The sequence below is a fragment of the Acinetobacter sp. GRABPA_MV_2 genome, from assembly GCF_056725885.1.
The window spans coordinates 42,659-54,687 of the sequence record NZ_JBWZNA010000014.1 but is presented as its reverse complement, the minus strand read 5'-3'; the positions used below and the strand labels follow the sequence as shown (position 1 = coordinate 54,687).

Here is a 12,029-nt window from a genome sequence, read left to right as displayed (position 1 = left end):
TAGGATAAAAATATATGGGTACACCGATTGTTATTGCTAAAAATATTAATGACACATCAAAAGAAATTGTTTTACTTCCCCAGTTTGCTAACCGTCATGGACTTATTGCAGGCGCCACAGGTACAGGTAAAACAGTTACGTTAAAAGTTCTAGCAGAGAGTTTCTCTCGAATCGGTGTGCCGGTATTTCTTGCCGATGCTAAAGGCGATGTTTCGAGTCTCGCAAAAGCTGGTGAAGCTTCCGATAAATTTAATGAACGCTTAAAACTTTTACAAATTGATAGTGTTCCATTCGCAGCGAACCCAGTTGTTTTTTGGGATTTATTTGGTCAGCAAGGTCATCCTATCCGAACCACCATTTCAGAAATAGGGCCAATTTTATTAGCACGCATACTCAACTTAAATGATACCCAAGAAGGTGTTTTATCTGCTGTATTCCGTATTGCAGATGACCAAGGGTTACTTTTAGTCGACTTTAAAGATTTAAAAGCCATGATCACTTTTGTGAGTGAACATGCAGCTGAGTTTAAAGCCGAGTATGGCAATTTATCTCCAGCCAGCCTAGGCGCCATTCAACGCAACTTAATCGCTCTTGCCGACCAAGGTGGAGAACAGTTCTTTGGGGAACCAGCTTTAAATATTCTGGATTTTATCCAAACCGATGCAAACGGACACGGCTATATCAATATTCTTGCTGCCGACAAGCTCATGAATACGCCTAAGTTATATGCCACTTTCCTCTTATGGATGCTTTCAGAGCTATTTGAACAGCTACCAGAAGTCGGTGATATGGATAAGCCTAAACTCGTGTTTTTCTTTGATGAAGCTCACTTGTTATTTGATAATGCCAGCCAAGCACTCCAAGACAAGATTGAACAAGTGGTACGTTTAATCCGCTCCAAAGGGGTGGGTATCTACTTTATTACTCAAAACCCACTCGACTTACCTGAAAGCGTTCTTGGTCAACTTGGTAATCGCGTTCAACATGCATTACGTGCATTCACCCCTAAAGATCAAAAAGCTGTAAAAACCGCAGCAGACACTTTCCGTGCTAATTCAGAGTTTAAAGTTGATGAAGCTATTACCCAACTTGGTGTTGGTGAGGCATTAATTAGCTGTCTAGATGAACAAGGTACCCCACAGATTGTAGAACGTGGCTGGGTCATGCCTCCCTACTCTTCATTTACACCGATCACTCCAGAAGAGCGTCAGACTTTAATCTCGCAAAGTATTATTGCTGGCGTTTATGAACAAGCTGTAGATCGTGATAGTGCCTATGAAATGCTACAGAATAAAGTTGCTGAACGAGAACAGCAGCAGCAAGACGCCGAACTTGCAAAACAGCAAGCTAAAGAACAAGAAACTTTAGCAAAACAGCAAGCTAAAGAGCAGGAACGTTTGGCACGTGAGCAATTAAAAGAGGAAGAAAGAGCAGCCCGTGAACGAGCCAAACTCACACAAGACATTGTTGGAACTTTTGCCAAAAGTGCTGCACGCAGTTTAGGAGGAAGTACTGGCCAAAAACTCGTAAGAGGCTTACTTGGCTCTTTATTTGGTAAATAAAAATATTAAAAAATTGCGTTAACTTTAGGGGATTTTATATCCCCTAATTTTTTTATGGTTTTTATAAAGAAAGTTATTGCCATTCATTTTTTAAAGATGTATTTTAAATACATCTTAAATAGCCAGATAAATAAGGTCTAGCAATGACTCCACAACAAATTGAACTTGTTAAATCTACTGTACCGGTTTTACGTGAACACGGCGTTACGCTGACTACATACTTCTATAAGCGCATGCTGAATAACAATCCAGAATTAAAAAATGTTTTCAATTTAGATGACCAAACCAGCTTACGTCAGCCACGTGCTCTTGCAGCTGCTGTGCTTGCTTATGCAGAAAATATTGAGAACCCCACTGTTCTAGCTAAAGCTGTTGAACGTATCACCACTAAACACGTGAGCTTAGATATCCAACCAGACCAATATGCAATTGTTGGAGACAACTTGCTTCATTCAATTAGTGAAGTACTCAACGTGCCATTCGAATCAGAGCTTATCGAAGCTTGGAAGCAAGCATACTTACAGTTAGCTGATATTTTGATTGGTGTTGAAAAACAAAAATATGAGCAACTTGAAAGCTTAAAAGGTGGATGGGCTGGCTGGCGTTCATTTGAAATTACTCAAATTGATCCCCTGGAATCTGGCAAACGCTTCACTTTAAAAGCAACTGACCATGAAGACGTACTGACTAGCCCAGCAAATGCCTTTATTTCAGTTAAAGTACAAGTTCCCGAACAACAACTTGAACAACCGAAAGCGTTTAAATTTACTGAAGCTCAAGAAGATAACTCATATCATTTTGAAGTGCAGCCTGAAGAAAATCATACTGAGTTTTCGGTTGCTAATATTTTACTTGAGCATTATAGAGTGGGTGATCAAGTACAGGTTTCAGCCCCTTTAACGCTGTAATGTAAAAACCTCTTGCCTGAAAGTTTTATTATTTAGACTTTCAGGCTAAGATGATCATCCTTTTAATCTCTTCCATTTTTGGTGATCATGCAGCTTAATAAATTTACCGATTATGCATTACGACTCTTAATGTATGTTGCACGCCCAAGTGATGCACCTTACACGATTGCAGAAATCGCGAAAGATTTGCATGTTTCACAAAACCATCTAGTTAAAGTTGTTCACTTCATGGGCAAGCAAGAATGGATTATTACCATTCGAGGAAAAGGCGGAGGAATTCGCTTAAATCCAAATGCACTTAACTCAAATTTAGGTTCAATCGTTCGGATATTACAGGGCGACAATCAAATCGTTGAATGTAATACGCCACCTTGCGTATTACGCAGTCACTGTGGTTTAAAAGGTATTTTAGATCAGGCTTTAGAGAGTTTTTATCAAAGCCTAGATCAATACACACTCGGAGAAGTTTTGCAGCAATCAAAATCCGCTCCTGCCAACTCCCCTATTGCATTTTTACAAATCTAACCTCTATTACTTTTAATAACTAGATTTATTGAAAATTAGCAAGAATACCCAAGCTCCTTTATACTAGGCGCGAGCCCTCTCATTTAAAAAGTTATTTTTTATGCGTCGTAGTGAAAAATCGAAAGACACCAAAGCCAGACTCGCACCCAAGCAAAAGATCAGCTATGAAAAGAAACCAGATCCAGCGATCACAGCATACGCTGTGCAATCACTCAACTGGTTACGCCAAGCTGAGTTTCTAATGAGTGCACCTAAATTGGCACTTTGTGTTGAAGATAGTGGCTACGAGATCGCTTTTGCAGGACGCTCAAATGCCGGTAAGTCTAGTGCTATCAATGCACTAACCAACAAAAAACAGTTAGCGCGCGCCTCTAAAAAACCTGGCCGCACTCAAATGATTAACTTCTTTAGTCTAGGCAACCCCGATCAACGTTTAGTCGATCTTCCTGGCTATGGCTATGCAGCCGTACCTGAAGATATGAAACGAGTATGGCAAAAAGAATTAGAGAACTATTTAATCCATCGTAAAAGCTTACAAGGCTTAGTATTACTTATGGATATTCGCCATCCTCTACAGCATTTCGACATGATGATGCTAGAGTGGGCTTATTCACGTCATCTCTTTGTTCATATTCTCCTCACAAAAGCTGACAAACTTAATCGTGGCCCTGCAAACAAAGTGCTATTAGAAGTTAAGCAACAGCTGAAAAAAATGAAGCTTGATTTCTCAATTCAACTTTTCTCATCACTTAACAAATTAGGTTTAGAAGAGCTAGCAAGTGTTATGGCTGGACGCCTGCATTTTACACTTGATCAGGAACCGGAATTTGACGTTGACGCGATCCCTGAAGCAAGCGATGAGGATGCTGAAGAGTAAATCGTCAAAGCAGATACAATTTCTTTATTAAATTTATTTTCAAATTGGCCCCTATTGCTAAACACAAATGTAGGGGCTTTTTTTATACTCGTTATAACTTCATCGAGTTAAAAATCAGGACTAAATGATGAAATTGTTATCTTTTTTGAAGAACAAAGCTTTAGGTTCTTCTATTGACTATAAAATTCTTCCACGTAAAGTAAAATTTGACTGGAAAGATACCCCTGTTGACTGGATTCCAAATCAGCCTTTCGCAAGTTATTTTATTAATGAAATTAATAATATCTTGCCTGCCGGAGAATTCTGGTTCTGCCGTTTGTACAATAAGGTTTTACCTCAAATTAAAGACGAAAAACTTAAACAGGATGTCCAAGCATTTATCCGTCAGGAAGCTATGCACGCCAACGCCCATACATCTGCTAATAAAGAATATTTAAGTGCACGCAATATTGATATCCAGCGAAATCTGGACATTATGAATTATCTATTTACCACTGCCTTAGCAGATAAACCATTCGACAAAGAAGTCCCTCAATTTCTACAAGGGCAATGGGACCTTTTCCGTTTAGGCGTTATTGCAACTGTTGAGCATATGACCTGTGTATTAGGGAAATATGCACTCTATAACAAGCGCTGGGAAGAATTAGGCGCTGACCCTGAAATGGTCGATCTGGTTAAATGGCATGGTTCAGAAGAAATTGAACACCGTACAGTTGCTTTTGATTTATACCGCCATTTGGGTGGTGGTTATATTCCACGCTACTATTTAAGCCTCGCAGTAATTGTACTAGTGCTTGGATTATGGGTAGATGGCGCTGCACATATTATGAAACAAGATCCACGTTTTGTAGATGCGGCTAAATCTAGATTTTTCCCAGTATGGGTTGCAGTAGAATGGTATAAAATTAGCCGAAAAGATAATCAGATTTTACCAAATCCAATCTGGCTTATTGCCCAACAAATTGATTACCTCATGCCTTGGTATGATCCAGTAAAAGAAGGTAGCACTGAAGATGCGGTAAATTATTTATCACAATCTCCAGCAGCAAAAAGAGCTGAATTACAAGCGGCTTAAAAATAAAAAAGCAGGATTTAAAATCCTGCTTTTTTATTTAGGAGATTAGACACTCATATCTTTATCTTTTGTATAACGGTCAACAACCACGCTAATCATCATATCACCCTGCACATTTACCACTGTTCTTACTGTATCCAATAGGCGGTCAATCGGAAGTAAAATTGCAATTGCTTCAGCCGGTAAACCTACAGACTGTAAAACCATAATCATGGTAACCATACCAGCACTCGGAATTCCAGGTGCTCCTAGTGATGCAATCATTGCTGTTAAGCACACAATAATTTGTTGTGTCAGATTTAAGTCTAGCCCCACCAAATTTGCGACAAACAATGCAGCGGCTGCTTCATATAAAGCCGTACCATCCATATTAAGCTGTGTGCCTAAAGGAATCACAAAACCAGCTGTTTGCGGACGAACACCTAAGTTTTCCTGTGCGCATTTCATACTAAGTGGCATCGTGGCAGAACTAGAACTGGTTGCGAATGCTGTAATTAGCGCTGTACGTGTTCCTTTGAAAAAAGTCCAAGGACTCATGCGGCCAAAAATCCAAAGTAGTAACGGTAAAACAACAGCACCATGAAAAATGGTAGTCCCTGTCACTACAACAGCAAACTCAGCCAAACGACTTAGTACCGAAATATCTTCCGTTGCCATTAACTTTGCTAATAAAGCAAAAATACCCAAAGGTGCTAGCTTCATTACCCAGCCGACTAGCATCATCATCATTTCAAAAAATTGATGACTCAATACGCGAATACTTTTAAAACGCTCACCGCCATGGACTAAAGCAACACCAACAAATAGTGCAAACACCACAACAGCTAAAACGTTACCATCGCTAAATGCTTTAAATGGGTTAATTAATGTATTTTGAATAAAATTAGTGAAAAAACTTGCAGGATTTAAACTATCTGGTGCCTGATAGTTTTGCATAGACGTTTGGAAAATAGAGATATCTATACCACGCCCTACTTCAAATAGATGAGCACAACTTATACCTAAAATTAAAGCCAATGTTGTTGTGGTCAAACAACATAAAAAGGTAATTTTCCAGACTGGACCTAACTGCCCTCCCGCCTGCAAATTAGAGACCCCCACAACAATCGAGCTAAAAATTAAAGGCACCAACAACATTTTAAGCAGCCCAATAAAGACACTACTTAATATGCCTAACCCATATAAACTATGTTTTACAAACGCAGTATCGGGATACAACGTTAATATAAAACCAAAGGCTAAGCCTAAAATGGCCGCAATAAGAATTTGTGTGTTTAAGTTCATATCAGCATTATTTTTTTCAGTTGGCAATCCTTTTGCAAATATGACATGAGCTCGCTATTCATACGAGCAATTTTTTGTCACATCGTTTCAATTAAAAATAAAAAAGCCATCTGATGAGATGGCTTTATAAATAAGTTTATTGCGTTTCAATTTCCCGCAAACGAATTAAACCCTCTTGTACGGTACTGCATACCAACTGACCATTTTGCCACATACGTCCAAAGTTTAAACCGCGAGAAGCTGCGCTGACTGTTGCTTCCATATCGTAAAGCATCCATTCGTCAGCACGCAGCGGGCGATGGAAATAAATTGCATGATCAATACTTGCACACTGCAAACTTGGAGAAATATAGCTTAAACCATGCGGTCTTAAAGCGGTTGTCATTAAGGTAAAGTCTGAATAAAACGCAACAATCGCTTGATGTAGAGCAATATCATCTAATTGTTTTGGAATACGGTCATGTGTGCGGATATAGTGCGCATTATACGGCGCTTCAGGTTGAGGCTGAAACGGATTTACTGGATCAATTGGGCGGATTTCTACATGGCGCTCACGCATGAAACTAGCACGAACATTTTCAGGTACGAAGTTTAAAATACCTTCTTTGAGCTCATTTTCAGATTTAAGAGTCTCTGGTGCTGGATATTCTGGTTCTTGATGTTGATAGTTCAAGCCTTCTTCGGGGTTAGCAAAAGAAACCATCGCCGAAAAGATAACTCGTCCATGCTGAATTGCACGAACCTGACGACTTACGAAACTCTTCCCATCACGTAAACGGTCTACTTCATAAATAATTGGGGCATTAATATCGCCGCCATATAAAAAATATGCATGCAAAGAATGCGCTGGACGATCGGTTGTATAAGATGCCGCACGTAAAGCCTGACCCAAAACCTGCCCACCAAAGACACGTTTACCGACAAGATTACGACTTATGCCACGGTAAATATTTTCTTCCAACTTTTCTAAAGTAAGAAGATCTACTAGTTCTTGGGTTAACGCATTCATGAGAGATACCTTCATATTTCAGGTAAAAAATCGTATTAAAGTACAGATGTGTAGAATCTATTGTGCCATAAAAAACTATTTGAACATGGAACAATCAGTCAACTTCTGATGAAGATTGCTCATATAACAGCTAAAAATACGATTTTTAACGATAAAATATGCCAAAAGCATTATAATTTATAAGAAAGTAGCATATTGTTTTTTTTAATAAATGCCGCAAAATAATTACCCTCTGCATTTGGTGCTGGGATTTGTCTTTAAGAAGTAGGAGTTCTTATGTCCAAGAGTGGGTTTGGTCAAATGTATCGTCGGCTTTCGAGTAAACTACTTGACCTCGTGGTAACACCACATGTTCTTGGGGAAGTTCCTACTGAACCAGTATCAGAAACAACAGAAACAGAACCAAAAACTGACCGCCAAAAAGTGGTTTGTTACGTCTTACAAAACCACTCTCGAAGCAATGCTCTGGTGGTTGATGGAGAAACGCGTCGTTTAAATTTAAAGCCTGCGTTAGATCCATTAGTTGTTGGCACTCATCAGGAAAAAGCATCAGTTTTATTTTTACAGCACAATGATGAAAATAATTTACTGAATCCGCCTCCTCATGCTTTTCCACCACGCTTATTAAAACTGATTGAAGTTTTACAAGAAAATCCTGAACTCGATATAGAGCTTGTTCCAGTTACAGTTTTATGGGGCCGTTCGCCAGATAAAGAAGATTCTTGGTTTAAATTATTATTTTCAGACACATGGGCAACACCAAGCACAGTTAAGCAGCTGGTTAATATTGGTTTGCATGGTCGTCAGTCTTATTTAGAGTTTCATGAACCACAATCGCTACGTGAATTGGTTGAATATGCACAGCAGCATTATCCAAATCTTTCACCAGCAACTTATATTGTAAGTACATTAAATGATTATTTAGACCGTCAGCGTGAAGTCGTGTTAGGCCCCGACTTGTCGGATCGCCGCAATGTCATGCAATCGGTTGTTAAATCTCGTGATGTGCAAGAAGCAATCCGCCGTGAAAGTATTCGCGGAAAAGTGAGCATGCTTGAAGCTGAACGCCGTGCGATTGGCTATGTGAATGAAATCGTATCGGATTATTCACACTCAGCAGTGCGCTTTGCCGATCTTGCCTTAACACGCCTATGGACCCAGCTTTATGACGGCGTAGAAGTGCATAACTTTAGTACCGTTCGTGAACTGGCTAAAGACTATGAAGTTGTCTATACGCCTTGTCATCGCAGTCATATTGACTATTTACTATTGTCATATGTGATCTATAAGCGTGGCTTAATGGTTCCGTATATTGCTGCGGGTGACAACTTAAACTTACCTTTTGTTGGACAGCTTCTACGTGGTGGCGGTGCATTCTTCATTCGCCGCTCTTTCCGTGGAAATGGACTCTACACTACTGTATTTAAAGAATATCTATATAGTATTTTGTCACGCAACACGCCACTTGAATACTTTATTGAAGGTGGACGCTCACGTACTGGACGCTTATTACCGCCTAAAACCGGTATGCTTGCCATGACAGTTCACAGCCATTTACGTGGCCGTGCTAAACCGATCGTTTTCTTACCAACTTATATTGGTTATGAACGACTCATGGAAGGCTCAACTTACGTAGGCGAAATGCAAGGCAAGCCAAAAGAAGCCGAATCTATTTTTGGTATTGTGAAAACCTTACGAAAAATTGAACGTATTTTTGGTAAAGTCCACGTGAACTTTGGTGAACCTGTTTTCCTTGATGATCTGCTTAAGCAACATAATGCAGAAAACGTTTATATCGAGAAAAATGACGACCCAATTCCTCAAGCTGTTTCAGATGCAGTAAATAGCTCTGCACATGCAATTTTAGAAAACATTAACCGAGCTGTGGTGATTAACCCCGTCTCTTTACTTTCTATTATTTTGCTTGCAACTCCAAAGCATACGCTTGATGAAGAAATTTGTATTAAGCAACTTGAAGCTTACCGCAACTTGGCATCAAACTTCCCATATGACCAACGTATGGAAGTAACACCACTTTCTGGTAAAGAAATTATTGCGTATGGTTTAAAGCTTAAACTCATTAAACGCGTTCAGCATGCACTGGGCGATATTATTGCGATTGAAGATAACCAAGCTGTTCTTCTGACTTACTTCCGTAATAATATCTTGCACGCCTTTGTTTTACCTTCTCTAGTAGCATCACTTGTTGAACACAATGGGAAAATCAGTCGTTCAGATTTAACTAATGTCATCTATACGCTCTATCCATTCTTGAAAGCTGAGTTATTCCTTAAATGGAAGAGCAGCGAGCTTAAAGCACAAGTTGAGCAATATGCAGATGCTCTAGTTCAATCTAACCTTATTCAACAAGACGATGAAGGTAACTTGATTAGCTCTGCGCCAAATACAGAAGAGCATAATCAGCTTGTCGTTTTAGCAACACCAGTTAAGCAAAGTCTTGAGCGTTACTACATGACGCTTGCGCTCATTACTCAACGTGGTTCTGGTAATATTTCTGCTAAACAAGTTGAAGAATTAAGTCATTTACTCGGACAACGTTTATCAGTTCTATATGAATTTAATTCGCCAGAGTTCTTCGATAAAGCTTTATTCCAAAGCTTCTTAAAAGTACTTACACAACAAAATTACATTCGTACCAATGACCAAGGCCAAATTGAGTTTGATGATAATTTCCGTCAAATGGCTGCTGGCGCACAGTTGGTGCTTGATGAAGTAACCTTGCAAATGTTGCAGCACATCACCACCTTTACTGACGAAGAATTGAAAGATGCTCTTGAAGCAATGGCATCTCAACAAGCTAAACGCCGTTTAAAACGTAAAAAAGCTTAAAGTCTTTAGTCAAAATAAAAGGCAACTTCGGTTGCCTTTTATTTTATTAGCGAATTGGACATTCAAAATAACGTGGATCGTCCATACAACGTAATCGCTTCATAAGCTGAACAAAATAAGCATCATAGTAGCCTGAAAGAACATACTGATTACGTATTTTGGCAACCATTACATCATAACTTTGCTTTTCATAAAAAGAGACATCCACCCAATAATAAGCAGGTAAATGATTCTCCCATTGTGTCGCACGATTCGTCAGCAATTGGCTATTATGGACAAACCATCCTCGGATTTTTCGGCCAAAATTAGCAGGATAAGCTTGCGGTTTAATAATTAAATTGACACCGAAATATGCCAAAGGAAAATTGATGACTTGAGTATCTGATCCAAATTCTTTTTGTAAGTTATATGGCAACAACCCATACACTGGTGCAGGAACAATATCGATTTTATTTTGCTTAAACTGCGCAATCGCGTTTGATAAATCAACATAAACTGGCTGAGCACCTACACTTCGTACCAATGCTTGTTGTGGTGGATTATTAGGTAGCACCCCAATACGTTGATTTCTTAATTGAGCGACTCTAGAGAGCTTCTTATTTTTTAGAACCATGTAAGCAGTTCCAATTGGAATCATTCCTACAGCTTCATAATTCTTAGAAACCAGCCTTTTCTCAATTGTAGGGTGATTTAAAAGCTGCAAAAAGCTTTTGGCCGTACGATTATTAGGAATAAGCCCTATACCCGCGGTACTTCCCATAAACTGGTTATAACGATAAGTATTGAAATTGGATGCAGCCAAACCTGAACATTTCCCATCATCAAAAGCTTGTATGGCCTGCTGTTCTTTTTGATAGGTAACCACTTTAAATTTGACTTGATATTGCTGGGCATATAGCCGAATGTCATTTAAACGGCGAGTAATATCCCCTTGGGACCCGATAGGATCATATGCACACCACACCTGATCCTCGGCCCAACTCGCAGCAGCTGTTCCGCTCAAAATAAGAGCTAAACAAATTTTTTTCATTTTCAAACTTTTTATCTTTATCGGCAATTTGACTGCCTCATCAGGTATTTATGTTCTTATTTAAAGTTTAATCAAAATTTTATTTAGCGCTATGAACATTTAAACATAATAAATAGTCATTAAAGCAAATTGGGTGTTCTAACTGAAAACCTATTGTACATAAATGTTTTGCATAAATTCTTTTACCTGAAATTTGGTTTGATTCTAAAGTTAATTCTGGCAATCCCAATTGTTTTTGAAACCATGCGATAACTTCATGCAAAGGTAATGGTTGATTATTAGTCACGATATAGCTTGCTTGATGACTTTCATAATCAGGCATAAAAGCCAAAAATCTTGCTAAATCATCAATATGTATTCGATTGCTATAATGTATATTTGGATAACTTTGACTATTTTCAGCCATTTTCTTTAAACGGGCAATGGAAGTTCCATAAATACCTGTAGGGCGAACAATTACAGATTGAGTTGGATAGTACTTTTGCCAGAGTAGCTCCATATTACGCAATATATGGCCTTGTGCATCATTTGGATGAATTTCACTAAAATCATCAATAATCTCCCCTGCATTTTCACCATATACCCGCGTAGAAGAGACAACGATTATTTTTTTTACTGGATGTATTTTTAATGCTTCTCGAATCGGTTCAACACTATCAACATAAGTTTGCTGATAGCCCTCAACCGTACTCTCATTTGGAGAAAGTAAAATATATACAACATCTACAGGTTCAATTTTACTTAAATCGAGCGTAAAAATATCCTGAACAAGATGTGTTGCGTAACTATCCGTTTTTACACTACGGCTGATTGTGGTAATTTGATGTTCTTTCTCAAATAGTTGTTTAGCAACACGCTGAGATGTTTTACCATAACCGATAAATAATATATGCATAGAAAACTCGTTGA

General features: G+C 38.7%; 10 protein-coding genes and 1 pseudogene. 7 read left to right on the top strand and 4 right to left on the bottom strand.

All coding sequences use genetic code 11. The features are described from left to right. The first annotated feature begins 14 nt into the window (after positions 1-14). The 6 genes and pseudogenes from ACXM0J_RS12865 to ACXM0J_RS12840 all read left to right on the top strand — a co-directional run bounded on the left by ACXM0J_RS12865 (position 15) and on the right by ACXM0J_RS12840 (position 4,947). Positions 15-1,562 carry a helicase HerA-like domain-containing protein gene (locus ACXM0J_RS12865; RefSeq protein ID WP_086265774.1) on the top strand — a complete coding sequence of 516 codons (1,548 nt, stop codon included), beginning with the start codon at positions 15-17 and terminating at the stop codon, positions 1,560-1,562. Then, a pseudogene (locus ACXM0J_RS12860) lies at positions 1,552-1,703 on the top strand (hypothetical protein). Before ACXM0J_RS12865 ends, ACXM0J_RS12860 begins: the two are co-directional and overlap by 11 nt. A gap of 2 nt (positions 1,704-1,705) precedes the next feature. After that, complete coding sequence (locus ACXM0J_RS12855) at positions 1,706-2,470, top strand: globin domain-containing protein (RefSeq protein ID WP_014207751.1); 765 nt, start codon at positions 1,706-1,708, stop codon at positions 2,468-2,470. An 87-nt stretch (positions 2,471-2,557) separates the two neighbouring features. After that, positions 2,558-2,995 (top strand): RrF2 family transcriptional regulator, encoded by a 438-nt coding sequence (locus tag ACXM0J_RS12850; protein WP_086265773.1) that lies wholly within the window; start codon positions 2,558-2,560, stop codon positions 2,993-2,995. Between the two features lie 100 nt (positions 2,996-3,095). Further along, on the top strand, positions 3,096-3,872 hold the full coding sequence (gene yihA, locus ACXM0J_RS12845) for a ribosome biogenesis GTP-binding protein YihA/YsxC (RefSeq protein WP_005067265.1): 777 nt from the start codon (positions 3,096-3,098) through the stop codon (positions 3,870-3,872). 124 nt (positions 3,873-3,996) lie between these two features. Next, a complete protein-coding gene (locus ACXM0J_RS12840) occupies positions 3,997-4,947 on the top strand; it encodes a metal-dependent hydrolase (RefSeq protein WP_086265772.1) in 951 nt (316 codons plus the stop codon). Between the two features lie 45 nt (positions 4,948-4,992). Here ACXM0J_RS12840 and ACXM0J_RS12835 read toward each other — a convergent pair whose 3' ends face one another. Both ACXM0J_RS12835 and ACXM0J_RS12830 read right to left on the bottom strand, forming a co-directional pair. Next, positions 4,993-6,258 (bottom strand): dicarboxylate/amino acid:cation symporter, encoded by a 1,266-nt coding sequence (locus ACXM0J_RS12835; RefSeq protein WP_086265771.1) that lies wholly within the window; start codon positions 6,256-6,258, stop codon positions 4,993-4,995. Positions 6,259-6,367: 109 nt separating this feature from the next. Next, the gene (locus ACXM0J_RS12830) at positions 6,368-7,240 is read right to left on the bottom strand and encodes an acyl-CoA thioesterase (protein WP_002116924.1); all 873 of its coding nucleotides are present in this window, start codon (positions 7,238-7,240) and stop codon (positions 6,368-6,370) included. Positions 7,241-7,516: 276 nt separating this feature from the next. Here ACXM0J_RS12830 and plsB point away from each other — a divergent pair, with 276 nt between their 5' ends. Further along, complete coding sequence (plsB, locus tag ACXM0J_RS12825) at positions 7,517-10,090, top strand: glycerol-3-phosphate 1-O-acyltransferase PlsB (protein ID WP_086265770.1); 2,574 nt, start codon at positions 7,517-7,519, stop codon at positions 10,088-10,090. A 46-nt stretch (positions 10,091-10,136) separates the two neighbouring features. On the opposite strand, the gene ACXM0J_RS12820 is transcribed toward plsB, so the two are convergent. Together ACXM0J_RS12820 and ACXM0J_RS12815 are read right to left on the bottom strand one after the other, a co-directional pair. Further along, the gene (locus tag ACXM0J_RS12820; protein ID WP_086265769.1) at positions 10,137-11,120 is read right to left on the bottom strand and encodes a putative solute-binding protein; all 984 of its coding nucleotides are present in this window, start codon (positions 11,118-11,120) and stop codon (positions 10,137-10,139) included. A gap of 79 nt (positions 11,121-11,199) precedes the next feature. Further along, on the bottom strand, positions 11,200-12,015 hold the full coding sequence (locus ACXM0J_RS12815; RefSeq protein WP_086376071.1) for an NAD-dependent epimerase/dehydratase family protein: 816 nt from the start codon (positions 12,013-12,015) through the stop codon (positions 11,200-11,202). Between the last annotated feature and the right edge of the window lie 14 nt (positions 12,016-12,029).

Coding starts and splice junctions, on each gene's coding strand:
- ACXM0J_RS12865 (WP_086265774.1), top strand. CDS start 15: ATGGGTACACCGATTGTTATTGCTAAAAATATTAATGACACATCAAAA.
- ACXM0J_RS12855 (WP_014207751.1), top strand. CDS start 1,706: ATGACTCCACAACAAATTGAACTTGTTAAATCTACTGTACCGGTTTTA.
- ACXM0J_RS12850 (WP_086265773.1), top strand. CDS start 2,558: ATGCAGCTTAATAAATTTACCGATTATGCATTACGACTCTTAATGTAT.
- yihA (WP_005067265.1), top strand. CDS start 3,096: ATGCGTCGTAGTGAAAAATCGAAAGACACCAAAGCCAGACTCGCACCC.
- ACXM0J_RS12840 (WP_086265772.1), top strand. CDS start 3,997: ATGATGAAATTGTTATCTTTTTTGAAGAACAAAGCTTTAGGTTCTTCT.
- ACXM0J_RS12830 (WP_002116924.1), bottom strand. CDS start 7,240: ATGAATGCGTTAACCCAAGAACTAGTAGATCTTCTTACTTTAGAAAAG.
- plsB (WP_086265770.1), top strand. CDS start 7,517: ATGTCCAAGAGTGGGTTTGGTCAAATGTATCGTCGGCTTTCGAGTAAA.
- ACXM0J_RS12820 (WP_086265769.1), bottom strand. CDS start 11,120: ATGAAAAAAATTTGTTTAGCTCTTATTTTGAGCGGAACAGCTGCTGCG.
- ACXM0J_RS12815 (WP_086376071.1), bottom strand. CDS start 12,015: ATGCATATATTATTTATCGGTTATGGTAAAACATCTCAGCGTGTTGCT.